A 26,276-nucleotide genomic window follows, 5' to 3' on the forward strand; every position below is an offset into this window, starting at 1 on the left:
CCAAAACGATATTATATCAAGAGGGCAAGCTGCTAGTTATATTATGCAGCTTGGTCCCTCAATCTTTGACCATAGCAACCGCTCTGAGGGGGCCACCACTGCCGCCTTTAATTTTCATCGGTAGAGCAATTATCAAGACGCCAGTTGCGGGGAGCTGGTCGAGATTATTCAGGTTCTCCATACCGGGAATATTTTGTGCAGAAAAGATTCTGTGGGTCTTAAATTGCTTGGATTTACCATAATCCAGGCTTGCGGTATCCAATCCTACGGCTTTTATCTTCCGCTCATGGGTTAAAAACTTAGCCGCATCGGGGTGAATACCAGGAAAAGACAGTGCATTAACCCCTTCGTCGCCCCGCTTGCCAGTGCCCAGGTATTTTTCCGCATCAGGCCAAAAGTTAGCCATACCGGTATTAATCAACACAATGGTGTGTTCTGCTATTTCCCCATATTGTTGCTCAAACTTTTTAATATCCTTGACCTGAAGTTGATAATCGCGGTCTTTTTCTACCTGCTCCTTGATTGAGATGACCACAGCATCGCCTATCAATTGCTCGAGCGGTATTTGCTCTACCGACTGCTTGCCTTGCGCAAAATGAATGGGCGCATCGAGATGAGTACCACCATGCTCGGCGGCAAAATAGTTATTAGCCGAATAGAAAAAACCTTTGTCATTTATGCCATGAAACACAATGTCTCGGCTGAATTTTTCTGCGGTGGGCCAGTACAAAGTCTCGTCGGAAAACTCATGGCTTAAATCAATCCACTGCCCCGCCTGCTTGGCTTCATCTGCTAACACCTTGTTCAACACTAGAGCCACCAGACTTAATACAATAAGCAAAAGACTAGCGCCCCTCATTAACGGTTTAACTTGCGGATTTTGAATATCTGACATTAAGTTCCCCGGTTTACAGGTTTACGCCAAAACAAACATACATTGACGTGTTTCATGGTGACTGGCTATTCGCGTACAATTTCATTCAGCGATTTCAAGCAACATTCTCATTATTGGCGATTTTTAAGTTTTTACCTGCAAGTACGCCGATAATGAACAAATAACGATTAATAAAAGGTTCACCATGTTTAAAACCCAAAATTCCTTGTTCCGATTAATGGAAATTCTTATAACCGGTTCCTTATTATCATTGTCTGTTTCAGCAAATACAGATGCACACCAACAGCATAACCTGATGGGAATTCACGGCATGGTGTTACTTACTGATAGTGAACAGAACCTTTACGCTAACCATTTGCCTTTGTATCGTGCACCTCACAATCACCAAATTGTCTATTTAATCGGTATACCGGAAAAGATTAAACCGAATGTGACTTCGATGTTGGCTAATGATCAGATGATAACTTTAGTTCCCGAGCCATTTGATTTAACCCGAATGATTACTGGAGAATCCTTTGCCGTTAATGCAGATATTTATCAAGGGCACTTTGAACGCGGCGGTAATAAATTGCTATCGACAACGTTAACGTTATCCAAGCAGGTGTTGAATCACCCTATTGATGCCAATCGTTCGGAATCTGGCATGACCATTTATGTAACCCCGATTAACGAGAGAGAAAGCCTGTACGTCCATAAAATGGATCATCAACCTGGTTTTGATGCATTAGGTTTTATGACGGATAAGAATTTAACCAATAGTTCAGGTGAAAGCACAATAGAGTGTGAAGCCCCCAAAGATATCGAACATCAAACGATTCTATTAGCCCTTAAAAATTGCGGTCTCAACGCACCAGATTATTTGGAAACCCAAGACTTTCAGTAGGAGTAACGGCAGAGCTGTTGAGGGGTTAAAAGGAAGGTGGACGAGTTCTTACACTTCCACCTCCCACCGGTAAAAAAGGGGAACATTAAGTTCCCCTTTGATAATTACTCCGCGCTTTGTGGCTTAAGGTATTTATCCATCCACGCAAACACTTCGCGATACCACTCTTTCAGGTTATCTGGGTTACGGATATGGTGGTCTTCGTCCGGAAACATCACCAGGCGCGAGTCGATACCCTTGCGTTGTAATGTCGTAAAGGCACCCAGGCTCTGTGCATAAGGCACCCGGTAATCCAGCTCGCCCTGAATAACCAGCATTGGCATTTTCCAGTTATCGACAAAACGGGAAGGATCAAATTTATCGTAGTTCTCGACGTTCTGAAAATAAGGTCCGGAAAAGTCGTGCTCCGGGAACCAAAGCTCTTCAGTTGAATAATAGAAGCTTTTCATATCGAATAAGCCAGCATGGTTAACAATACAGTTAAAACCGTCTGACCATTTGCCCATGAACCAGTTCATCATATAGCCACCGTACGAAGCCCCCAACGCACAAGCATTGTCGGCGTCGAGCCAAGATTCCTGTTCAGTGATATAAGCCAGGCCTTTCTGTAAATCTTCTAAAGGCTTTCCACCCCAGTCGCCACTGATAGAATCGGTAAATTGCTGGCCATAACCGGTTGACCCGTGAAAGTCGATCATCACCACACCGTAGCCTTGCGCTGCCCAAAGCTGGGCGTTCCAACGATAATGGAACATATTACCAAAGCTGCCTTGAGGCCCGCCATGAACTAAAAATGCGATGGGGTATTTTTTACCTGATTCGAAATTCGCTGGCTTTAACCAATAGCCATAGACCTTCTCATCGTTCCAGCCAGGAAAACTGAATTGCTTAAACTCGGCCATTTTTAACGTCGCCAGCACATCTTTATTGACGTCGGTTAATTGTTTAAAGCCGTAGCCATCCTTGTTGATGGTATAGACATCAGCAGGCTTATCCAATGTATGGCGGGTAAAGTAAATTGCCTTGCCAGCACTACTGACATTGGCTACCGTGCCATCCTGAAGAATCGGGGTGACATCGCCAAACTGCAGGCTGATTGAAAAAATGCTTTTTTGCCCGATGTCCTGGGCCACGGCAATCACCGCGCGGTTATCATCACTGAAGTGGTAATCACTAATTGAGCGATCCCACAGTGGCGCGATGTCCTGAACGTTTTCACTGTTCAGGTCTTTAATTTTTAATCCAAATTTACCGGATTCATACACCGGCGTATTCATGGCTTTCCATGCAAGGTATCGACCGTCACTGGAATATTGCGGCTGAGCATCCCAGGCTTTATTTTCTTCGGTGATATTAGTCATGGTATTACTGGCTAAATCCACCTCAAAGATGTCCCAATTGGTCGTCCACGCATGATCCCGACCCGGAGCCTTGGCAGAAAATGCCAGCTTGGAAGCGTCTGGATTGAAGCTAACCTGTGATATACCGGCGATATCGGTATTCCATTCTGGCATCACATCGGTCGCTTCGGTCAGTTTACCGCTGTCAGGTAAGGTCGCAATAAACAGGTGGGTATTGAAGGTGTCCAGCCAATGATCCCAATGACGTACCATTAACTGGTCATAAGCCCGGGTATTATGTTTTTGTTCGGCATCAGCCTTTTTAGCATCAACCGTACACTGTAATGTCTTACAGCCCGGCTTAACATCAAAAGCCAGGGCAATGGTTTTGCCGTCGCCAGCAAGCTTATAGCCACCCACATCCAAAGCAAAATCGGTGAGTTGTTGCGCTTCACCACCGGTTAATGATAAATACCAGACCTGTGAGGAGCCAGAGCGCGATGACAGAAAGTAAATGCCCTTACTATCCTGTGCCCACTGTACCGAGTGCTCGGACGCCTTGTTCGATGTCAACTGATTAACCTTGCCGGTTTGAATATCGCGAAGGTATAAGTGATTGCTGCCCTTTTGCTGGCCATTCTTTACGCCATAAACCAGGGCTCTGCCATCCGGTGATACTTTGACGTCATACAATTGACGAAAGTTATTCAGGTGCTCGACCGTTAAGGTTTCTGACTGTAAGATCGTGGACTGGGCTAACACCGGAGCAGACGCGAAGGTTGCTGCAAGAGCAACCCCGAGGCTAAATTTTGCAAATGATCTCATTAAATAATTTCCTGCATTTCATTCAACTAATTGTTGTAACAGTTTTTTTAAACCACCTATTGAACCACAAAAGTGGTAAAAAATAAAAACGCTCCGAGATGATTCACCAGGGAGCGTTATTACTTGTCAAAGCAGATACTGGTCTGATTAAGCTTTTAGCTTAGCATCCAGTTCCTCTATTTTCGCCTGCCAAATAGCCGGACCGGTAACGTGTGCGGATTCGCCAGAGCTATCCACGGCAACCGTCACTGGCATGTCTTCGACTTCAAACTCGTAAATCGCTTCCATTCCCAGTTCTTCGAATGCGACGACGCGAGATTTCTTAATGGCTTTAGACACCAGATAAGCCGCGCCACCTACCGCCATTAAATAAACGGATTTATGGTTTTTGATGCTTTCGACAGTAGCCGGGCCACGCTCTGCTTTACCTATGGTACCCAGAAGCCCCGTATCAGAGAGCATCATCTCGGTAAATTTATCCATGCGAGTGGCGGTTGTCGGGCCGGCAGGACCAACGACTTCATCACCGACAGCATCAACCGGACCTACGTAGTAAATGAATTTATTTTTAAAATCGACGCCTTCAGGAAGACCTTCACCCGACTCCAGTAACTGTTGAATACGTTTATGGGCCGCATCGCGACCGGTCAGGATTTTGCCGGATAACAATACGGTTTCGCCGGTTTTCCATTCGCCAATATCTTCTTTGGTCAGGTTATCAACATTGACCCGGCGTACATTATCACCCACTTCCCAGGTCACTTCTGGCCACTCTTCCAGCTTCGGTGGCGTCAAATCTGCAGGACCTGAACCATCAAGATGAAAATGCACATGACGGGTTGCCGCGCAGTTTGGGATCATAACAACAGGTTTGGACGCCGCATGGGTTGGTACCGACTTTATCTTAACGTCTACGACCGTAGTTAAACCACCCAGGCCCTGAGCGCCAATACCTAGCTTGTTTGCACGCTCATAAATCTCCAGGCGCAATTCTTCTTCAGCATTTTGCGGACCACGATCAATCAGCTCCTGAATATCTACCGGATCCATCAGGCTTTCTTTAGCAAGCACGCCCGCTTTTTCGGCCGTGCCACCGATACCTATGCCCAGCATGCCTGGTGGACACCATCCCGCTCCCATGGTTGGTAAGGTTTTGACAACCCAGTCAGCAATGGAATCACTTGGATTTAGCATCACCATTTTGGTTTTGTTCTCACTACCACCACCTTTTGCGGCAATCATCACTTCCACCTGATCGCCCGGCACTAAATCGATATGGACAACCGCTGGGGTATTATCTTTGGTATTTTTGCGGGCTCCGGCAGGGTCAGCAACAATCGACGCTCGCAATGGATTATCCGGATTGGTGTAGGCTCGACGAGTCCCCTCATCCACCATCTGCTGAACCGTCAGGTCCGTTTTATCCCACTTAACATCCATGCCGACTTTGACAAAACAGGTAACAATACCGGTATCCTGACAAATAGGACGATGGCCTTCTGCCGACATGCGTGAATTAATCAAAATTTGTGCGATAGCATCTTTAGCGGCCTGACTCTGCTCTTTATGGTAGGCAGTTTCCAGGGCCTGGATGAAATCCAGAGGGTGATAGAAAGAGATGTATTGCAAAGCATCTTCAATGCTATCAATAAAATCCTGTTGTTTAATGATGGTCATAATATTCTCGTCGTCTTTGCGCAAAGCAGCGTTAACATTTGCTAATGCTTTGCCAAGGTTTTCTATTAGAGGTTAATTATATTGAATTTATTGAGATTGTCCGTATGATACCTCGCCAAACCGCCAGGAGCCAGAGCAATAGCTGAAATATCTAAGCGCTCAACGATGTATGCATAGAGGCGTACATGAATCAGCCACTCTCCAAACTCCAGCGGATTTGATAAACTTAACAAAAATTCCCGTTTGTTTACCCGATGGTGGCAACGACTGACGGAACCAGGATGTCAATTTTTAGCCAACAGTTAACCGATAAAAATCACCCTAGTGTTGAGCAGGTATTTGCCCAGCTACAACACCTTGAAAATGCAGTATGGCTGGACTCGAGTGCTGGCGAGCATAGCGATAGCCGCTATGACATTATCGCCATAGAGCCGGTGTTAACGCTGCAAACGGCACAGGGAAAAACCTGTATCCATGATACGGTATCCGGTGAACGACAATTTTCCGTTATCGACCCCTTACAATTAGTCGATCATTATTTGCATAAATACTGCAGTCGCATTGCTGAGCAACAAGATCTGCCCTTTAGCGGCGGCGTTATCGGCTACTTCAGCTACGACCTGGGTCGTTATTTTGAAAAACTGCCAGCAAAAAGCCTGCGCGATATCGAACTGCCGGATATGGCCGTTGGCCTTTATCGTCACGCACTGATATACGACAGACAGGTACAACGCTACACCCTGGTAAGCCAGGACGATAACTTAGCATCGCTTAGGGGCAAATACTTCCCACAGACCGGAACGGGTACAAAAAGCCCGGATAAAGGCGCCGCCCATGAATCATTCAAACTGACCAGCCCCTGGCAGTCAAATATGAGCGCCGTTGAGTATCGGGAAAAGTTTGCCAAAGTTCAGGAATACCTGTTAAGTGGAGATTGCTATCAAATCAATCTGACACAACGATTTCAGGCAGAGTACCAAGGCTGCGAATATCAGGCTTACCTGGCTCTGAGAGAAAGTAACCTGGCACCTTTTTCTGCCTTTATTCGGCTGTCGCAGGGCTGCATTCTCAGTGTCTCTCCGGAGCGGTTTTTACAACTAAAAGGAAGAAACGTACAAACCAAGCCGATAAAGGGCACCCGGCCCCGTAGCAGCGATAACGACGAAGACCTTAGACTTGCAGATGAGCTGAAGCATGCCAGTAAAGATCAGGCCGAAAACCTGATGATTGTCGATCTGCTCCGCAATGATATTAGTAAAAGTTGCCAGCCCGGCTCTGTACAGGTTCCCGAACTATTCGCCATAGAAAGCTTTCCCGCAGTCCATCATCTGGTCAGCACGGTGGTCGGCCAATTAGCGACGGATAAAAATGCCATGGATCTGCTCAGAGGTTGTTTTCCTGGCGGCTCAATCACCGGCGCTCCAAAAATCCGTGCCATGGAAATTATTGAAGAACTTGAACCAAATCGGCGCAGTGTTTATTGTGGTTCTATTGGCTACTTATCGGCTTGTGGTCAAATGGACACCAGTATCACCATTCGCACTCTGATCGCCAATCAGCAAACTCTCTACTGTTGGGCCGGTGGTGGCATTGTTGCAGACTCACAGGCAGATAGTGAATATCAGGAAACATTCGACAAGGTCGGTAAGATACTGCCGGTGCTGGAGAAATTATAATACCAATAACTTTGAGGGTCACAACGCTGTGTTGAAACCGGAATTTATTCAACGCTTTTCACTGGCAACTCTGAATGCCAGCTGTCAACAGTTTCGCTATCCTGGCCGTTTAAAAAATGCCGGTGTTTTGATTCCTATACAGGAGGGTGAGTATGGTCTGGAAGTCGTGTTAACAAGGCGCGCCGATCATCTTTACCATCACCCGGGTCAAGTCAGTTTTCCCGGCGGTAAATGCGAACCACTGGATGCCAATATCATAGCCACCGCGCTTCGCGAGACTCACGAAGAGATTGGGGTTGGCGTCGATGAGGTCGAAATTATCGGTCAATTAGGCCAATACCATACCATTAGCGGCTATTTGATCACCCCGGTGGTTGGCTTTATACCCAAGCACTACCCGTTCCAATTAGACAGTAATGAAGTCGCTGAAGTTTTCTCCGTTCCCCTTACCCATTTTCTTAACGAGCAAAATCATCTTAAAGTCCAGGTTTCCCGCAAAGGCATGAGCCACAAAATCTATTTTATGCCTTATATGACATATAATATCTGGGGAGCAACGGCGGCAATTATCAAAGATCTGGTATCTCACCTTAAGTAAAGTAATTGTGTCTAGCCAGCGTACAATTAAGCTGGGTTTCCATCTGAATATAAGCTAGAATCCGAACATAATTCAGACAATACTCGTTACAACAAGTAAAAATTCAGGTTTAACAATGATTAGTGTATTTGATATGTTTTCAATTGGCATTGGACCATCCAGTTCACATACGGTAGGTCCGATGCGTGCAGCAAATCGATTTATCGATGCCCTGCAGGAACAGAAATTATTTACCAAAGTAGAACGTATAAAAGTAGAACTGTTTGGCTCGTTAGGTCAGACCGGCATTGGCCACGGCACCGGAAAAGCGGTGATCCTTGGATTACATGGCGAAGCGCCGGAGAGCATCGATGTAAATGCGATTGAGCAGATCCTGCAATCGACTATCAATACCGAAAAAGTGCACCTTAATAATGAGCACTTCATCGATTTCCCGCATAAAGAGTCGATTATTTATCATCGCAAGAAAACCCTGAAAGCCCACGCTAATGCCATGACTATCTTTGCCTATGCGGGTGATGAAGTCATATTGGAAAAAACCTATTACTCCATTGGTGGTGGGTTTATTGTCGAAGACTGTGACTTTGAAAAAGAAAAAGATAAGGCACTATCTATTCATTTAAATGTCGAAAGACCCTATCGTTTTACCAGTGCCGACGAACTGCTGGCCCTGTGCCAGGAAACCGGACTCAGCATCAGCTCGATTATGATGGCTAATGAGAAATGCCTGAACGAAGAATCTCACATCCGTGCTGAACTGCTGAAAATCTGGCAGGCGATGGCAGATTGTGTTGAACGTGGCATGAACACAGAAGGTATATTACCTGGTGGCTTAAAGGTCGTACGCCGCGCTCCCACCCTTTATCGTTCGTTGTCGGTTGAGAAAAATGCCGATCCATTGCAGGCGATGGACTGGGTAAACCTGTTTGCGCTTGCGGTTAATGAAGAAAATGCTGCCGGCTCACAAGTGGTTACCGCACCGACCAACGGTGCTGCAGGTATTTTACCGGCGGTTCTTTGCTACTACGATAAGTTCGTTAAGCCGCTAAGTGACGACGATTGTATTCGCTATCTATTAACCGCTGCTGCGATTGGAATTCTGTATAAGACTAATGCTTCGATTTCAGGGGCGGAAGTCGGTTGCCAGGGTGAAGTCGGCGTCGCCTGTTCGATGGCCGCAGGGGCATTAACCGAAATTCTTGGCGGTAACCCGAGGCAGGTCGAAAACGCCGCAGAAATCGGCATGGAGCATAACCTTGGCCTGACCTGCGATCCGGTAGGTGGACTGGTACAGGTACCTTGCATTGAACGCAATGCGATGGGCGCAGTAAAAGCGATTAATGCCTCGCGACTGGCAATGCGCGGAACGGGTAACCAGAAAGTTTCCCTGGATAAGGTCATTAAAACCATGTGGGAAACTGGCAACGATATGAAGACCAAGTATAAAGAAACGTCCCGCGGCGGTCTGGCGGTTAATATTATTGAATGTTAGACAACGTATAACATTCAAGCTGTATGCCTTAAGCGGCAAGCTTCAAGCGGTTTGCTTATCGCTTACAGCTTGTAGCTTACAGCTCTTACCAATGCGCACTAGCGCATTGGTAAGCTAACCCCACCCAGAAACGCTTCTATTTCTTCATTATTTTTCAATAACATCGCTTTGGTGACCACGTCCTTATTTAAATGAGGAGCAAAGCGCTCAATAAAATCGAACATATAGGTACGTAAAAACGTGCCACGACGAAAGCCTATTTTTGTGGTGCTTGGCTCAAACAAGTGCGATGCATCTATCACCACCAGGTCACTGTCCTGAACCGGATCTACTGCCATAGTGGCAACAACCCCGATGCCAACGCCAAGCCTGACGTAGGTTTTGATTACGTCGGCATCTGTAGCTGTAAAGACGATTTTAGGCTCTAAATCTGCTGCCTGGAATGCTTTATCCAGCACTGAGCGACCAGTAAAGCCAAACACATAGGTTACCAATGGATGAGCGGCTACGTCTTCAATAGTCAGTTTATCTACGTTAGCAAGCGGGTGATCTTTACGAACAATGATACTGCGATTCCAGTGATAGCAAGGCAACATAATTAGATCATTGTATAAATGCAGTGATTCGGTGGCGATAGCAAAATCTGCCTCCCCTTTCGCCGCTGCATCACTGATTTGTGCCGGTGTCCCCTGATACATGTGTAACGACACTTTATCAAACTTCTTCACAAATCCCTGAATCACATCAGGTAAGGCATATCGAGCCTGGGTGTGAGTGGTCGCAATACGCAGGCGACCTTCATCCGGCTGGGTATACTCGCGGGCTACGGATTTAATACCTTCAACTTTGGAGAGAATATCAGCGGAGATTTTAATAATTTCCTGGCCAGCCGGTGTGACGTGGGTTAAATGTTTACCACTGCGGCCAAATACTTGAATCCCCAGCTCATCTTCCAGCATACGCACCTGTTTTGAGATACCTGGTTGCGAAGTGTACAAAGACTCGGCGGTAGCCGAAACATTAAGGTTATTGTTGAGGACTTCAACAATATATCTGAGCTGTTGTAGTTTCATATGGAATAGATAAACGGTTTTTTATAACGAAAAGGATATATGAAAAAAAATATTGGCGCAATGGGGAAATACAGGAAGGTGGAAGTGTGAGGTGGAAGCAGGAAGTAGAATACTTACGGCTTAAATCTTACAGCTTAAAGCTTAATAAAAAACCGCCACGAAGGCGGTTCTTTTTATAACGTTATCTAATTACTTTTTCTTGGTTGCCTTTTTTGCCGGCTTTTTCTTGGTTTGTTCTTCAACCCACTTGCCATCGATGTATTTCGCAATCCAACCAGTAGCTTTGCCTTCCACTTCCGTCATCACATATTGCTCTTTGGTTTTACGTGAAAAGCGAACAATTGCCGGATTACCATCAGGGTCTTGCTGCGGGGCATCGGCCAGATAATAAAACTTCGGCGAAATTCGATCTCTGAACCGGTGTAATTCAGCAACCAGCGGCGCCCGGGTTTCCCGCGATTTCGGGAACGTACTGGCCGCGAGAAATATGCCAGCGGCACCATCTCGCAACTTAAAGAACGCATCGGATTTTTCACAGCGCAGTTCCGGTAAGTCGACGGGATCTTCTTTTGGTGGTGCTACTTCGCCATTTTTCAGCAACTTACGCGTGTTTTTACAATCGGCATTGGTACAGTCAAAATACTTACCAAAACGACCCGATTTTAATTGCATCTGCGAGCCACAACGATCACAGTCAATAATCGGTCCATCATAACCTTTGATTTTGAACTCACCTTTTTCCAGCTCAAAACCATCACAGGTCGGATTATTACCACATACATGCAACTTACGGGTTTCATCAATTAGGTAGCTATCCATCGCGGTGCCACATTTGTGACAACGATGCATTGCCATCAAGGCTTCGGTTTCGCGATCTTCACCAATAACCGCCTCGGCTTCATCACCAGGAGTCAGGTTCATGGTTTGTGTGCAACGTTCTTTCGGCGGTAAGTTATAACCACTACAGCCAAGGAAAACCCCGGTTGAGGCTGTACGTATTGCCATCTTACGACCACAATTCGGACAATCGATATCGGTTAACACCGGTTGGTTCGGTTGCATACCACCATCTTCTACCGGTTTATCCGCTTTACCCAGTTGTTCCGTGAAGTTTTCATAAAACTGGCTAAGTACCTGCTTCCAATAAGCCTTGTCATGAGCGATATCATCAAGACGCTCTTCCATCTTGGCGGTAAAGTCGTAACTCATCAAATCTTCAAAACTACCGGACAGGCTATCGGTGACGATTTCACCCATTTTTTCAGCGTGGAATCGTTTACCTTCAAGACGAACGTAACCACGATCCTGAATGGTGGAAATAATCGATGCATAGGTTGATGGACGACCAATGCTTCGTTTTTCCAGTTCTTTTACCAGCGATGCTTCACCAAAACGTGCCGGTGGCTTGGTAAAATGCTGGCTTGGCTCCAGATTTTCCAGAGATACCACTTCTCCCACCTGTAAATCAGGCAAATGAGTATCTTTATCCCCTTTCGACAGGTGCGCATGGACTTTGGTCCAACCGTCGAAACGCATCACCCGACCTTTGGCTTTCAAATCAAAGTTTGCAGCAGACACGGTTATGGTACTGACATCATAACGGGCAGCGGTCATCTGACAGGCCACAAACTGACGCCAAATCAGGTCATACAGTTTACGGGCATCCGCTTCCATATCGTTAAGAAACGCAGACTCAACCTTAACGTTAGATGGTCGTATCGCTTCGTGCGCTTCCTGAGCATTCGCTTTGGCACCATAGGTTTTTGGGTTTTCTGGCAGATAATTAGCACCAAAATTATCCCTGATATACTCACGACAGCTGGCAACCGCATCTTTAGACAGGTTTGTCGAGTCGGTACGCATATAGGTAATGTGACCAGCTTCATACAGGCGTTGCGCCAGGCCCATGGTGCGTTTTACCCCAAAGCCGAGGCGAGTACTCGCCGCCTGCTGCAATGTTGAGGTGATAAATGGCGCCGAAGGTGAACTTTTCGATGGCTTGTCTTCACGCTTACTAACCTGGTAACTGGCATTTTGCAAAACGCTCAGGGCTGCATTCGTTTGCGCTTCATTAACCGGTTTAAAGGCTTTGCCATCCTGATGGGTGACCTGTAACTGCAGGTTTTGCTTATCCTGGGTTAAGGTGTCCGCATGGACTTCCCAGAACTCTTCAGGAACGAAAGCTTTGATTTCACGTTCGCGCTCAACCACCAGTTTCACGGCAACCGACTGTACCCGGCCGGCGGATAAGCCTCGGGCGATTTTCTTCCATAATAATGGACTGACCATAAAGCCCACGACCCGGTCGAGAAAGCGACGAGCCTGCTGAGCATTAACGCCATTCATATTCAGCTCGCCCGGCTGTTTAAAGGCTTCCTGAATGGCAGATTGGGTTATCTCATTAAACACCACGCGGCGAAACTTATCGTCATCGCCACCAATGATCTCTTTTAAGTGCCAGGCAATGGCCTCTCCCTCACGGTCCAAATCCGTTGCCAGATAAACCTGATCGGCTTTTTCAGCGAGCGCTTTTAGTTCATTGACGACTTTTTCTTTACCGGGAAGCACTTCATATTTTGCCGCCCAGTCTTGTTCCGGGTTAATACCCATACGGTTAAACAGGGCAACCTTGTCACGTTGTGCCTTATATTTTTCTTTCTGCTCCGGTGTCATATTACGGACTTCTGCCGGAGATTTCGTGGGCGCCTTTTTGCCACCACCACTGGTCGGCAGATCGCGTACGTGGCCGACACTGGACTTTACAATGAAATCCTTTCCGAGATATTTATTAATCGTCTTTGCTTTCGCTGGTGACTCGACTATGACCAGAGACTTTGCCATAAATTCTTACTTTCCTGTTTACAGGCTCAGGTTATTGTTCGTTTTTTACTGCCCGTAGTATCTATTGTATTACGTCTATATTGGATCACTCTTAGGCCTTTTAAAGGGGCTAGGTCCTAATATATTGTTTCGACGTTAATTTATTTCTTCAATAAGAGAGTTGTTATTAGGTATATATGTAAAATTTGTCAGTGACAAGCAAATATTTCTAACAAACAGCAGACCAATCTCATTTTATGTTCACACCCTATTGCCGTTTTCATGACTCAGTTATTGGTTTGTTCCAATGTCTTTGTGATCTGATAAGCAGCTAAAAAATGGGCGTTATTTCAGATAAGCTGCGCATAATAAGCAAAGCGGGATTGAGTTTTAAAGGAAAAATCGTAAAAAGTTGGTTAACTGCACAAAATTTGCTCGCATTTGTTAAAAATTATGCGCATAAGTAAGAAAGCCACCGAATGGTGGCTTTATCAATATATCAATTAGATAACGACTATCGATACCGGAGTAATTGTGGTCGTTAATCCGGATGGGGTGGTGACTTCGACAATCAGGCTACCTGATTTCGCTTCCTTCTCCCCTTTGATTGCAACGGTAACTTCACGACCACCATTGCTATTGTCATTCGGCCAGACATAGCTGTCAGGGCCAACAATGCTACCAACCGTCGCGGTAAATTTGATTATCGTACCTGCTGGCATTGGCTGATTGTGTATATCGGCAAAAATGATACTGGCAGCACCACTGCTCTCGCCTTGCACGACAACTTTATCGTCAGAGTCATTATTTAACTCAGCATAATCGACATGCTCCTCAGAAACAGAGTCTAAGGTTGTAGTAACGGTGTGAAAAGCCGTGCTACCCGACATTACCAGAACCAAATCACGACGTACATTCAAAGATTTTTCCAGGGTATTACAGCCCGCATGAGCCGGCTCGGCACATAAACTGCCGTTATATAACCCGTCAGCTACGTCAAAGTTTCCGCCACCATTAAAGTCGATGAACTCTTCATTTTCACCACCAGCTTCACTTCCACCCTGTTGTGGATTGTAGACACCATCTTCGTTGTGATCGACAAACGCTTCGTCAAGGTCATAGTCCGCCCCGCTGACATCGGTGCCCGTAAATGCCGTTACTTCCGATTCATCAAAACGGCCGTTCCCGTTTGAATCCGGGAATGATTCTTCGCCAATCGCGGTCGCGACGATGGTCGCACGGCCACCATACTTCTGGCCATGTGGGGTCAATTGCGCAACACGTCCTTCGACACCCAATTCAAGCCCCTCCGGACGAGGAAACTGGCTAACCCAGACAACCGAACATTTGCCGCCCTGAGTTACACACGAAGGCTGAATGGAACCCCCTTCGGCAGTAAACGACACTGCGGTTCCGTCTGGTACCGGGTTGTTAAATGCATCGGCAAGGCGCGCAGTAACGACGACTTCAGTACCATCTACAGACCATCCTTCCGGATTTAGGATATCGGCAGAAAGGCTGAAACTGTCCTGATCGGGAATACCCGTTGAGACAACCAATAGGCTCGATTGCGAAGAAATCAGCGGCGAGCTGCCCTCAATTGAAGCCGTTACCCGGACACTGGTGGCAACCGAACCAGAATTAACTACGGTTTGTACCTCGCCAGCACCATTGGTAGTCGCTGACATCGGGTCAAGGGAGATGCCTCCAACTTCGGTATTAAGGCTAAAGTTTACCTGAGTATTGCTAACCGGATTGCCATTGGTGTCCAAGACTTTGAAAATAACCGTTGAGCTTTCCTGACCGCCAACACCCTGTAGCGAAATGTTTTCCGGGCTCGCACTGACGAATTCCAGGCTACCCGCATCAGCGGCCAAAACGTTTACCGTCGCCGATGCGGTCAGGTTTACACCACCAGCATTGGCCGATACCGTAATCGGATCATCATTAACACAACCTTTGGCCAGGTATGTGCTGCTTGCCTTACCATTTGAGGTTGTCACTGGTGACGTTAGCAACGCCAGGCCATTGTTAACACAATTTGATGAAAACTGGACATCCACCGGTAACGTATAAGGAACACCGTCTGCATCAACGATGTCAACCGAGACAACCGTGGTACCACCTGCAGAGATTTGTGGCAGGCTTAATTGCGCCTGACCTTGCACAAATGGAGAACCACCACCCATCTGCAGATCCGTCGCACCGACGACAATCAATTGCTCGCCGCTGGAACCATCCTGGAGAGTCGCGGTAACCGTACCCGCACCAAGATCTTTGCCCGCATAAATATCGACAACCGCCTGATTGTTTACATCGGTAATCGCGGTTGGAATTGGAATTTCCCCAATATCGGACGTAAAGGTAACAATGACGGGTTTATTGACACCAATCACGGTAGCTATCAGTTTCCCTGGATTGGTGGCATTAATAACAGAGACTTCAGCGCCGGTGGTCGCATCAGTAAGTGCTAAGTCGACGACAATTTTTGATACCTGATCACCCGCCGTTTCAAAGCCGACTGAAACAGGATCAACACCATCAATATCTACACTCGCTGTCACTGTTGACGCACCGGCCACCGAACCGGCGGTTAAACCAATGGTAGCAACGCCTTCACTATTGGTCAGTGCCGTTCCGGATTCAATATCGAAAACGCCCAGGTCTGAACTGAAAGTTACCACCTCACCGCCAAGGCCAACACCACTGGATGTAAGCGTTGCAGTAACGGTTGCCGGGTTCGCTGCGGAAATCGACGTATTATCGATGGTGACAGATAATACCGGTACGGACTCACTCGGGCCACTACCACCGCTACCCGTACCCACATTACCTTGTGAGGATTCATCGCCTCCTAAAGATTCACCGCCGCAGGCGGTCAGTAAGGCTAGCGAAAGAACAAAAAATAGTTTCTGTAAAAACTGCATTATTTAAGCGCACTCCCTGATTTATTTTTATTAGCGAAAGCATGATAACGGATTATTTACAAAATAGTTACACTTGATTACATTTAGCGAAAAAAATTTCGGTGGCAGTGCTCGGTCAAATGGTTAACAATAGCTGACATCTACTCGCAACAAGTAAATCGTATAAAAAACAGACAAGTTATGGATAAACAATTCGCACAAAGCCTGACGACACGCATCGTAATCGGCATGATTTCGGGCATAGCCCTGGGATTTGTATTTAAATTCCTGTTGAGCCTTGGTGAAGATGGCGATCTTCTCATTCCCTTTGGTTTCTTCGACTTTTCTATCCGTGGTTTTTTCGTTGATGGTATCTTTCACGTTGGCGGCCAGATATTTATCACCAGTTTAAAAATGCTGGTGGTGCCGCTGGTATTTGTTTCTTTAGTTTGCGGGGTAACCTCGTTAAATGATACCAGCAAACTTGGACGAATTGGTGGCCGTGCAGTTGGCTTGTACTTGATGACCACCGCCATCGCGATTTCATTAGCAATCATCGCTGCTCTTATTGTGCAGCCTGGTGCTAATTTCAACATGACCGCCGAAACCACTTATGCAGCCAAAGAAGCTCCCTCTTTAGCTCAGGTCATCATTAATATGTTCCCGAGCAACCCTTTTAATGCCTTTGCTGAAGGGAATATGTTGCAAATCATCGTGTTTGCGGTGTTATTCGGTATTGCCGTAGCGCTTGCTGGTGACGCAGGTCAGCGTATCGCCAACCTGTTTCAGGACATGAATGAAGTTGTCATGCGCCTGGTTATCATTTTGATGAATCTGGCGCCTTATGGTGTATTCTGCCTGATGGTGAAACTATTCAGCAATCTCGATATCTCAGCGATTTGGGGCTTAGCTAAATATTTTGGCTTAGTTCTGGTGGTTTTAATTATTCATGGATTAGGCACTTATCCGGTGATTTTGAAATTGCTGACCGGTTTGAATCCGATTACCTTCATTAAGAAGATGGAAACGACTGCACTATTCGCTTTCAGTACCTCAAGCTCAAATGCAACCATTCCTTCAACCTTGAATACTACCACCAAGAAAATGGGGGTCGATAACTCTATTGCTTCGTTTACCGTGCCTTTAGGGGCCACATTAAATATGGATGGAACCGCGATTATGCAGGGTGTTGCAACCGTATTTATTGCTCAGGTGTTCAATATCGACCTGTCCATTACTGACTTTTTGATGGTAATACTTACCGCAACCCTGGCATCGATTGGTACTGCTGGTGTGCCAGGCGTTGGTATGATCATGCTAGCCATGGTGCTGGCACAGGTTGGCCTGCCGGTTGAAGGCATTGCGTTAATTATCGGTATTGACCGTTTACTGGATATGGCACGCACCGCCGTCAATGTAACCGGGGATTCCATGGTTACTGTGATTGTTGGTAAACGCGAAGGTCAGTTTGACGAACAAGTCTTTAATGCAGATACACACAAGCAGGAGACGGAAGACGAAGTCGACTTCCATCATCTTAAAGATAAGTAGTTAAACAAAAGCCCGTAATTAAACAAAAAGCCCGTAGTTGTGATGACTACGGGCTTTTTTAGCACACTGCGTTCCTAGCACGCTACACTCCTAGCACATTGCATTCCTAGCACGTTACACTCCTAGCACATTGCATTCCTAGCACGTTACACTCCTAGCACACTGCGTTCCGAGCACACTGCATTCCTAGCTACTAGGCGCAATCTTTGATTGCATGCTAGGAACTAAATCTCTGATTTCGTGTGCTAGGAACTAAATCTCTGATTTTGTGTGCTAGGAACTAAATCTCCGATTTCGTGTGCTCGAAGCTAAATCTCCGATTTGGCGTGCTTTGCCTGGGTTGAATATTAACCCGGGAAGATTCGATTATTCTGCCAGAGTTTCATAACCACATTTTCAATCGATAATGAAGCAGCTTTGCCGAGCTTTTCTGCCAGCCCTTTTTTCATTGAATACTTAACCGCAAGAACGGATTTATCCTTGGCGGATGTCATCAGGTAATCGTCACTGGTTTTGATTTCATCAACCAGGCCTAATTCTTTCGCCTTAAGACCAAACCAGTGCTCACCGGTTGCAACCTTGCTGATATCCAGTGACGGACGGTGCTGCGAGACAAACTGTTTAAACAGCTCGTGCGTCTCTTCCAATTCTTCAACAAATTTAGCCCTGCCCTTTTCGGTATTCTCACCAAACATCGTCAGGGTTCGCTTATATTCACCAGCAGTTAGCTGCTCAAATTCAATATCGTTTTTCTTCAGCAATTTATTGAAGTTTGGTACCTGCGCCAACACACCAATTGAGCCAAGAATGGCAAATGGTGCACTAATGATTCTGTCGGCAACACAGGCCATCATATAACCACCGCTGGCTGCAACCTTATCAACCGCGACCGTCAATGGAATATTCTGATTACGAATACGATCGAGTTGCGACGACGCTAACCCATAGCCGTGTACCATACCGCCGCCACTTTCCAGGCGAACCAGCACTTCATCCTGCTCGGTAGCAACCGATAATACGGCACTAACTTCTTCACGCAGGCTGTCTACTTCGCGGGCATCAATACTGCCTTTAAAGTCGAGTACGAATAAGCGCGACTTGCTTTGTGGCTCTGACGTTTCAGCTTTCTTTGCTTTTTGCTGAGCTTTTTCCTGTTTTTTCTGTTCCTTGTGGCGCGCTTTCAATTCGTCTTTATCGAGAAGATGGGTAGCCATGTCCTCTTCAACATCCTTAAACTCCTGAGTCAGATCGGTTAACTCAAGCTCACCTTTGCGCCCTTTTTGTTTATGGGCAACACCCGCTGCGGTAGCAATAATTGCGATAATGGCAATGACAAAGGTAATCACTTTGGCAAAGAACAGACCATATTCATAAAGAAATTCCAATTTCTTTTCTCCTGGATAAATGTAAACAAATTATTCTTCGAATATCTGGATGTTATCGTATTCTGAACAAACATTAAAATTAAAAAAGGAGGCAAAGCCTCCTTTTACTCATACTTATTGAAAGCAAATATTACTGCAATACAACTTCACTATCGTTAACCGGAATCACCGTAGCACCAGTCAGGAAGTAAGTGACTGCCTGAGTCTGCATTTCCTGAGTCGCACGGGCACTAAACTCTACGCTTGGAGAACCTTCTGTCGGTGCAGGCGTAAGCAATGAACCATGATGACCGTAAACAAACTTAACCGCACCAGAGATAGGCATGCCATCAACAGACATTGTAGTTTGGCTGATCACAGGCATTCCAATGGTCTCGATTAGTGGTGACGAACCGGCAAGCGGATGGGTTGAAACCGTATTTGGAATCACTTGATCCGGCAGGTTGTCCATACCGTTACCAACGACTTCGATTAAGTGAATCGGTGACATATTCGCTTTTGCCATCGTCGCGTAGTTTAATGGGTCACCGGCATCAATAATTGATTGGGCAGCAAATGCAAACATAGAGAATGTTGAATTAACCGCGGATAATTGAGCTGGCGTTAATGCAGCAATAAAGTCAGGCCAGATACCTGCAAGTTGCACTGGGTCAGCTGCCGCCGCACCTAACGTTGCATCAGCAAAAGCTTTAAATTCCGGAGATGCACTGTACGCAAGGTTCGCTTTAACGATATTTTCAAAAGACGCGGACTCAAGCAGGAAGTTTGGAATACCACCACCTGGCGTCGACAATGTACTTGCCTTGACGTTAAACATGGCATTAAGCATTGCGTCTTGCTCAGCACTTCCGGTGTTGAATGACGTATTGGTCGTTGCCATAAAGTTCAGGCCAACGATACCGCCCAGCGACGCACCGATAAAGTGGGTTTGCGATGCATCGATATTAACGTTGGCAAAGTTAAGACCCAGGCGCAATGCCATCAAATCAGTGGTACTTTGGCGAAGGTTATCACGAGCGTTCAACAGGTTAGCGATATTCATATACGCAAACGGATTGGTTGATGCATCGATTTCTTTATTACCGTCACCAGTTAAATCAACACCACGGCTAGCGTGCAATGGATGATCAATGGCAACGGTCGCGTAACCCGCGGCAGAAAGAATACCCGACAGAGCAAGCATCTGACCTTTATTACCAGTAACACCGTGTTGCAGGATAACTACCGGCCAGCCATTTGCAGGCTCAACCAGATCACCTTGCATACCTAGTACAGGACGTACCTGGTTAGCAACAACCGGATCAGGAATGGTCATTTGCACTTCAACCGTTTGCAATTCGGTTACTTTTGGAATCGGGTTGAATTTGGTGATATTACGCTCTTCGTCGATGCCGATATCACGTAAGCCAAATTGCATACAAGCGGCGTCGAACGTGCCTTCAATTGGTCCCTCAGGCAAGGTTGATGCGTCAATGGCAGCTAACATGGCACCAGAATCACACATTGCCGTCCAGGGCTTAGTGGTTGACTCAAGGCCAGTGCCTAGATAATAAGGCAAAGTAACGGAACCTGAGTACAATTTGGCAGTAGAGAATAATGGACCCAATTGTGGATCAGCAGAAAATCCCAGGGCTTGAGCGGCCGTAATACCCGTCGCTTGTACTGCAACGGCTGGGGTTGGGAACAACTGAGTAGCAGGGTTTAAAGAGGCGGCCAGTAATTGCTTAGTTACCATCAACGCATCTTCTACCGACTGGGTCGTGAAGGCTGCGGTGTAAATAATGTCTTCGCGCTGAATACCAAAGCTTTCAACCACATCTTCAAACGAGTTCGTTTGCGCTTGCAAAGCTAATTGTGAAGCGTCAGCCAGTGGCGTGGAGATATCGGTACGAATTAACTCATAGGTTGAAGAAGGTCCAATTGGCATACCATCGGTATCCAACAGGCGATTCGTCAATGCCAGTACATAACTGGTTTTGGCTTTCAACGGCTTTAATGGCACGATGGCTAAATCATTGCCTGCTGCCTGAACAATATAGTCTTCACCAAGCACTAATTTAGTACGACCAGCACAAGCAACGCCGCGAGTCGCTTGTGGACATTCCGCGTCACCGCCTAATGCCACTTCATATAAGCTAACCGCATCGGTGCTGTAAATTGCTACAGGATCCAGGCCTACACCTTCTGGAAACACAAATGACTGGATAAATGGCTGGTTTGTCGACCAACCGTCCAAAGCGTTTGCGGCAACCAATGGATCGGACAAGTCCTTTGGATCGTCAACCGGTAGGTTCAATGTGCCATCGGTAGTATCAGAAAACAGGATATTGTTGGGGAAAGAAAGTACCTCATTTAAAGGATCAAAGGCAACCGTGGACGTCGGTTTCACAGCCTCCCCAGAATTATCGTTGATAACGTCGTCAATGGATTCAGAATCACATCCACTTAGGCCCAAGGCGCTGGATACCGCCAGACAGAGTAAGAGCTTTTTCATGTATTCTCCCCAAAAGCCAGTAAAGTCTTTATTTCTCTTATTGTTTCAATACAACTTTACAGTTCATTGTTATTTTAATTGTGCCCATTGTGTCATTATTTTTTCAATGGGCATAACTAGTTAGACCAGTCAGATTTCCTAACTTAGCTTAAGATGACTATCTAATCTAGCGTTTTTTCCAGAAAATAAAGCAAAACCGGCTTTTCTTTTATAAATTATTAATAAATTCTCGAAAGCCAAACTTAGCCTAGGTAGAATACTCCTATCAGTTATCTTTATCTATATTCTTATGTTTGATTATCAACCGAATGCCCAATGTTTAGCCAACAAGACCATTTTAGTAACCGGTGCCGGAGATGGCATAGGAAAGCAGGCAGCATTAAGCTACGCTCAACATGGTGCCACTGTGATTCTGTTAGGCCGAACCGTTGCTAAACTTGAGCGGGTGTACGATGAGATCGTCGCGGCCGGGTATCCGGAGCCGGCAATCATCCCTTTGGATATGAAAGGCGCAACTCAGCAAAACTATCAGGATATGACCAATACCATAATTGATCAGTTTGGTAAGCTCGATGGCGCCTTATTAAATGCTTCGATTTTGGGTGAATTAACACCATTTGCAAACATTGCCAGACAAATCTGGGACGATGTTATGCAGGTCAACCTCAATGCCCAGTTTTACCTGGCCCAGGCGTTGCTTCCTGCCCTGCAAAAAGCCGAAGCCAGCTCCCTGCTGTTTACTACGTCAGGAGTAGGCAACAAAGGCCGGGCATTCTGGGGCCCATATAGCATATCTAAATTTGCTACCGAGGGCATGATGCAGGTAATTGCCGACGAATATGAAGACAGCGGCTTGCGTTGCAACGCGATAAATCCGGGGGCCACCGACACCAAAATGCGTCAGACAGCCTTCCCTGCCGAAGATAAAACCAAGATTGCCACTGCACAAGACATTATGCCGGCTTATCTTTATCTGATGAGTGATGATAGTCGAGAGGTAAATGGCCAGCGAATCAACGCGCAAGGCAATTAAATAACGGTAATCTAAATCAATAAAGGCGCTATTAAGCGCCTTTTTCATTTACATTTACAGGTATGTTGCTTTGGTCATTCGTGGCTGCCCGCCGTAATCCTTCACCGTTACAATATTGGTAAATCCAAATTCTGCATAAATCGCCTGGATTTGAGTTTGCTGATCGTAACCGTGCTCCAGATATAAGATACCACCAGGTTTTAAATACGTCCGGCTGGTGGCAATAATATGACGAATGTCTTTAAAACCCTGCTCATCAGCAACCAAAGCTGAAGCTGGTTCAAAACGAACATCCCCTTGTGCCAGGTGTGGGTCATCGGCAGCTATATAGGGTGGGTTTGAGACAATCAGGTCAAACCCCTGTTCTTTACTCACATTGGCAAACCAGTCACTTTGGTGAATGTCTACCTGAGGCAGGTTTAACCGTTCGGCATTACACTTTGCCAGGGCAACGGCATCCGGATTAAAGTCTACCGCACTAACCTGCCACTGAGGTTTTTCATGAGCCAGTGCCAGGGCGATAGCACCGGTACCGGTGCCAAGATCCAGCATGCGTGTATCGCTCGTTTGCGGAAAATCATTGAGCACTTCTTCCACCAACACTTCGGTATCTGGGCGTGGAATTAGTGTGCAGGTTGCCACTTTAAATGGTAGCGACCAAAACTCCTGCTCACCAAGAATAAATGCGATAGGCTCGCCATTAGCACGACGGTCAAGTAATTCGCTAAACTGCGTTAGTTGCGAGTCTGACAGAATTTGCTCTGGCCAGGTGACCAGGTAGCTGGGTTTCACATCTAAAATACGGGCAAGCAGCAGCTGGCAATCCAACTTAGTACTGTCACTTACCTGATGTTCGGTTAGGTGCTGCTGAGCAACCACCAAAGTTTGAGCAATAGAAGCTGACGCAGGGGTTGCGTCAGCCAACTTATTGAGGAATGTACTCACAGGTGTAACAAACCTGCTTAGTTTTGTTCGGCAAGGGCGGCCAACAGATCGGCCTGGTTTTCCTGCATAATAGGTTCTAACACCAACTGCAGATTTCCTTCAATGACTTCATTGAGGCGATACAGGGTCAGGTTGATACGATGGTCAGTCATTCGTCCCTGAGGGTAGTTATAGGTGCGGATTCGTTCTGAGCGATCGCCACTAGCCACCAGGTTACGACGTGAAGATTCTTCTTCACTGCGTCGTTTTTCATCTTCTGCCTGCTGTAATCGCGCCTGTAATACCGACATCGCCTGGGCACGGTTTTTGTGTTGCGAACGTTGATCCTGACATTCAACCACAATACCGGTCGGAATATGGGTGATACGAATCGCCGAGTCGGTTTTATTAACGTGCTGACCACCGGCACCCGATGCCCGGAATGTATCCACTTTCAGGTCTGCTTTATTAATTTCAATCGCCTGGGCTTCCGGAATCTCCGGCATCACCACAACGGTACAGGCTGAGGTATGCACCCTGCCCTGAGATTCGGTTTCCGGTACTCGTTGCACCCGATGGCCACCGCTTTCAAACTTCATTTGTCCGTAGACGCTGTCACCATTGAGTTTTACAATGATTTCTTTGTAGCCACCGTGCTCGCCTTCACTCATGTTCAGTACTTCCGTACTCCAGCCTTGCTTCTCAGCATAGCGAGTGTACATACGATACAGGTCACCAGCAAAAATAGCGGCTTCATCACCACCTGCACCCGCTCGAATTTCGATAAAGCAGTTATTATCGTCATTCGGATCTTTTGGTAACAACAGAATTTGCAACTGATCAGTCAAATTTTCAATCGCTTCTTTAGCGGTCTTAAACTCTTCCTGCGCCATTTCCCGCATATCCGGATCGTCATCCTTGAGCATTTCCTGCGACATTTCCAGATTATCCTGAGCTTGCTTAAACTCATTGAAGACTTTCGTCACTTCTTCAAGTTGCGAAAACTCTTTCGATAACGCACGGAATTTTTCCTGATCGGAGATTACTTCCGGATCTGATAATAACGCCTGAACCTCTTCAAAGCGTTCCACCAGGCCTTCCAGTTTTTGATAGACAGATTGTTTCATTTAATTTGAATTCACAATTTTGTTATTTACGCGTCTTTTTATCTAAGTCAAAGACATCATGGAGATAAATAATTTTATCAAGCTCACCGCCCTGAGCCGCATTTTGTAGTGCTCGTGTCGGTGCATGCATTAAATTATTAGTTAATTTCGTGGCCAGTTCCGCCATCACCTGTTCCGGGTCTTTATTATTGGCAAGTTGTTGTTTTGCCTTATCTAGCAGCTGATCCCGTTTTTCCAGACACTGTTGACGATAGGCAACCACCGCATCCTGAGTGTTCAAACCACGTACCCAGGCCATAAAATCATCGCTTTGACTGCCAACGATCACTTCCGCCTGTTCAGCCGCCTTGCGACGATTTTCAAGATTCTGGGCAACAATACCTTGCAAATCATCGACGGTGTACAAGAATACATCTTCGAGTTCGCCAACCTGTTCTTCAATGTCCCGGGGAACGGCAATATCGACCATAAAAATCGGACGATGACGACGTCGTGACAGGGCTTTTTCGATCATCCCTTTACCGATAATGGGTAACGTTGAACCGGTAGAAGAAATCACAATATCGGCATCACCGATATGTTCCGGGATCTGGGCCAGGGTAATTACATCGGCACCGACACCTTTTGCCATATCAGCGGCACGTGACACGGTACGGTTAGCGACGGTAATTTTACCGACCTGATTGTCATACAGATGGCGGGCAACCAGTTCGATGGTTTCACCGGCACCGATCAACAGCACTTTGGTCTTTTGTAGCTGGCCAAATATATGCTTGGCAAGATTGACAGCGGCAAAGGCAACAGACACGGCACTGGCACCAATTTCGGTCTCCGTGCGCACCTGTTTGGCAACACCAAAGGTGCGCTGAAACAGACGCTCCATCACGACTTTCATTGACCCAGCGGCTTTGGCCTGGCTGTAGGCCTGCTTCATCTGCCCGAGGATTTGTGGTTCACCGAGAATCAGGGAGTCCAGGCCACACGCAACGCGCATCATATGATTAACTGCTTGCTGATCGTGATGCCAGTACAAGGTCGGCGAAATCGTGCTTGCCGGAACCTGGTGATATTGTTCCAGCCAACCGGTGATTTGCTGTTTCACCTCGTTGACCGGCTGGTCCTGGACAAAATAAAGCTCGGTACGGTTGCAGGTCGACAATATTGCCGCTTCTTTACACGACAATTGCGCAATCATTTCCTGCAGCGCCTGGGTCAGGTTATCTGGACTAAATGCTATTTTTTCACGAACAGACACTGGGGCTGTTTTGTGATTGATTCCAACGGCAAAAATAGACATAGATAAGCAGCTTTGGTCCAGTTAATAAGAAAAGGTCATATCCGATTGTATTTATACCAATCACATTAAGTTTGTGCACAACTCAGAGTTAGGTCAGAGGTTCAGTTACAACATAGATTTCATTGATATAGTCATTCTATATTAATGAAATATAGGGCCGTAAATGGGCCTCTGACAACCTCCCTCCGGGTGAGTTTTAAAGGCGTTTGGACTACGTTACTGATTTTGGCTAATTTTGAGAGCGGAATGACCATTCTCTGCAATCAAAGCCTTGTCTAAA

The 26,276-nt window shown here is 46.4% G+C and carries 17 protein-coding genes; 6 read left to right on the forward strand and 11 right to left on the reverse strand.

The genetic code is table 11. The features are described from left to right. Positions 1-58: 58 nt before the first annotated feature. On the reverse strand, positions 59-895 hold the full coding sequence (locus E8M12_RS06680; RefSeq protein WP_211244995.1) for a cyclase family protein: 837 nt from the start codon (positions 893-895) through the stop codon (positions 59-61). Positions 896-1,079: 184 nt separating this feature from the next. Between E8M12_RS06680 and E8M12_RS06685 the strand changes: the two genes are divergently transcribed. Next, entirely contained in the window at positions 1,080-1,778 is a 699-nt protein-coding gene (locus E8M12_RS06685) for a hypothetical protein (RefSeq protein ID WP_136735323.1), read from the forward strand. 104 nt (positions 1,779-1,882) lie between these two features. Here the strand turns inward: E8M12_RS06685 and E8M12_RS06690 are convergent, their stop codons facing one another. After that, a complete protein-coding gene (locus E8M12_RS06690) occupies positions 1,883-3,943 on the reverse strand; it encodes a S9 family peptidase (RefSeq protein WP_136735324.1) in 2,061 nt (686 codons plus the stop codon). Between the two features lie 147 nt (positions 3,944-4,090). Continuing rightward, positions 4,091-5,620, reverse strand: coding sequence for a fumarate hydratase (locus E8M12_RS06695; protein ID WP_136735325.1), 1,530 nt, complete (start codon positions 5,618-5,620; stop codon positions 4,091-4,093). 281 nt (positions 5,621-5,901) lie between these two features. On the opposite strand from E8M12_RS06695, the gene pabB reads away from it, so the two are divergent. The 3 genes from pabB to E8M12_RS06710 all read left to right on the forward strand — a co-directional run bounded on the left by pabB (position 5,902) and on the right by E8M12_RS06710 (position 9,386). After that, positions 5,902-7,296, forward strand: coding sequence for an aminodeoxychorismate synthase component I (gene pabB, locus E8M12_RS06700; RefSeq protein ID WP_136735326.1), 1,395 nt, complete (start codon positions 5,902-5,904; stop codon positions 7,294-7,296). A 28-nt stretch (positions 7,297-7,324) separates the two neighbouring features. Next, positions 7,325-7,894, forward strand: a complete 570-nt coding sequence (locus E8M12_RS06705) for a CoA pyrophosphatase (RefSeq protein WP_211244996.1) — start codon at positions 7,325-7,327, stop codon at positions 7,892-7,894. 115 nt (positions 7,895-8,009) lie between these two features. Beyond that, positions 8,010-9,386 (forward strand): L-serine ammonia-lyase, encoded by a 1,377-nt coding sequence (locus E8M12_RS06710; RefSeq protein WP_136735327.1) that lies wholly within the window; start codon positions 8,010-8,012, stop codon positions 9,384-9,386. A gap of 98 nt (positions 9,387-9,484) precedes the next feature. Here E8M12_RS06710 and cysB read toward each other — a convergent pair whose 3' ends face one another. The 3 genes from cysB to E8M12_RS06725 form a co-directional block, all read right to left on the reverse strand. Next, positions 9,485-10,459: an HTH-type transcriptional regulator CysB gene (gene cysB / locus E8M12_RS06715; protein ID WP_136735328.1), complete on the reverse strand. Its 975-nt coding sequence runs from the start codon at positions 10,457-10,459 to the stop codon at positions 9,485-9,487. 189 nt (positions 10,460-10,648) lie between these two features. Further along, entirely contained in the window at positions 10,649-13,300 is a 2,652-nt protein-coding gene (gene topA, locus E8M12_RS06720) for a type I DNA topoisomerase (protein ID WP_136735329.1), read from the reverse strand. A gap of 482 nt (positions 13,301-13,782) precedes the next feature. Beyond that, entirely contained in the window at positions 13,783-16,206 is a 2,424-nt protein-coding gene (locus E8M12_RS06725; protein ID WP_136735330.1) for an Ig-like domain-containing protein, read from the reverse strand. 180 nt (positions 16,207-16,386) lie between these two features. On the opposite strand from E8M12_RS06725, the gene E8M12_RS06730 reads away from it, so the two are divergent. Further along, positions 16,387-17,736, forward strand: coding sequence for a dicarboxylate/amino acid:cation symporter (locus tag E8M12_RS06730; protein ID WP_136735331.1), 1,350 nt, complete (start codon positions 16,387-16,389; stop codon positions 17,734-17,736). Positions 17,737-18,083: 347 nt separating this feature from the next. On the opposite strand, the gene sohB is transcribed toward E8M12_RS06730, so the two are convergent. Together sohB and E8M12_RS06740 are read right to left on the reverse strand one after the other, a co-directional pair. Further along, positions 18,084-19,121: a protease SohB gene (gene sohB, locus E8M12_RS06735; RefSeq protein ID WP_136735332.1), complete on the reverse strand. Its 1,038-nt coding sequence runs from the start codon at positions 19,119-19,121 to the stop codon at positions 18,084-18,086. Positions 19,122-19,251: 130 nt separating this feature from the next. Continuing rightward, positions 19,252-21,615 (reverse strand): VolA/Pla-1 family phospholipase, encoded by a 2,364-nt coding sequence (locus tag E8M12_RS06740; RefSeq protein ID WP_136735333.1) that lies wholly within the window; start codon positions 21,613-21,615, stop codon positions 19,252-19,254. 289 nt (positions 21,616-21,904) lie between these two features. Between E8M12_RS06740 and E8M12_RS06745 the strand changes: the two genes are divergently transcribed. Further along, positions 21,905-22,648 (forward strand): YciK family oxidoreductase, encoded by a 744-nt coding sequence (locus tag E8M12_RS06745; protein WP_136735334.1) that lies wholly within the window; start codon positions 21,905-21,907, stop codon positions 22,646-22,648. Positions 22,649-22,702: 54 nt separating this feature from the next. Here E8M12_RS06745 and prmC read toward each other — a convergent pair whose 3' ends face one another. The 3 genes from prmC to hemA are packed head-to-tail and all read right to left on the reverse strand — an operon-like array spanning position 22,703 to position 25,996. Continuing rightward, entirely contained in the window at positions 22,703-23,593 is an 891-nt protein-coding gene (prmC, locus tag E8M12_RS06750; protein WP_438363455.1) for a peptide chain release factor N(5)-glutamine methyltransferase, read from the reverse strand. A gap of 17 nt (positions 23,594-23,610) precedes the next feature. Then, the gene (gene prfA, locus E8M12_RS06755; protein ID WP_136735335.1) at positions 23,611-24,699 is read right to left on the reverse strand and encodes a peptide chain release factor 1; all 1,089 of its coding nucleotides are present in this window, start codon (positions 24,697-24,699) and stop codon (positions 23,611-23,613) included. A gap of 22 nt (positions 24,700-24,721) precedes the next feature. Further along, positions 24,722-25,996, reverse strand: a complete 1,275-nt coding sequence (hemA, locus tag E8M12_RS06760; RefSeq protein ID WP_136735336.1) for a glutamyl-tRNA reductase — start codon at positions 25,994-25,996, stop codon at positions 24,722-24,724. Positions 25,997-26,276: the final 280 nt, after the last annotated feature.

This window comes from Thalassotalea mangrovi (assembly GCF_005116735.1).
GTDB lineage: Bacteria > Pseudomonadota > Gammaproteobacteria > Enterobacterales > Alteromonadaceae > Thalassotalea_A > Thalassotalea_A mangrovi.

Coding starts and splice junctions, on each gene's coding strand:
- pabB (WP_136735326.1), top strand. CDS start 5,902: ATGTCAATTTTTAGCCAACAGTTAACCGATAAAAATCACCCTAGTGTT.
- E8M12_RS06695 (WP_136735325.1), bottom strand. CDS start 5,620: ATGACCATCATTAAACAACAGGATTTTATTGATAGCATTGAAGATGCT.
- E8M12_RS06725 (WP_136735330.1), bottom strand. CDS start 16,206: ATGCAGTTTTTACAGAAACTATTTTTTGTTCTTTCGCTAGCCTTACTG.
- E8M12_RS06690 (WP_136735324.1), bottom strand. CDS start 3,943: ATGAGATCATTTGCAAAATTTAGCCTCGGGGTTGCTCTTGCAGCAACC.
- E8M12_RS06730 (WP_136735331.1), top strand. CDS start 16,387: ATGGATAAACAATTCGCACAAAGCCTGACGACACGCATCGTAATCGGC.
- E8M12_RS06685 (WP_136735323.1), top strand. CDS start 1,080: ATGTTTAAAACCCAAAATTCCTTGTTCCGATTAATGGAAATTCTTATA.
- E8M12_RS06710 (WP_136735327.1), top strand. CDS start 8,010: ATGATTAGTGTATTTGATATGTTTTCAATTGGCATTGGACCATCCAGT.
- E8M12_RS06680 (WP_211244995.1), bottom strand. CDS start 895: ATGTCAGATATTCAAAATCCGCAAGTTAAACCGTTAATGAGGGGCGCT.
- hemA (WP_136735336.1), bottom strand. CDS start 25,996: ATGTCTATTTTTGCCGTTGGAATCAATCACAAAACAGCCCCAGTGTCT.
- prfA (WP_136735335.1), bottom strand. CDS start 24,699: ATGAAACAATCTGTCTATCAAAAACTGGAAGGCCTGGTGGAACGCTTT.
- cysB (WP_136735328.1), bottom strand. CDS start 10,459: ATGAAACTACAACAGCTCAGATATATTGTTGAAGTCCTCAACAATAAC.
- E8M12_RS06745 (WP_136735334.1), top strand. CDS start 21,905: ATGTTTGATTATCAACCGAATGCCCAATGTTTAGCCAACAAGACCATT.
- E8M12_RS06740 (WP_136735333.1), bottom strand. CDS start 21,615: ATGAAAAAGCTCTTACTCTGTCTGGCGGTATCCAGCGCCTTGGGCCTA.
- topA (WP_136735329.1), bottom strand. CDS start 13,300: ATGGCAAAGTCTCTGGTCATAGTCGAGTCACCAGCGAAAGCAAAGACG.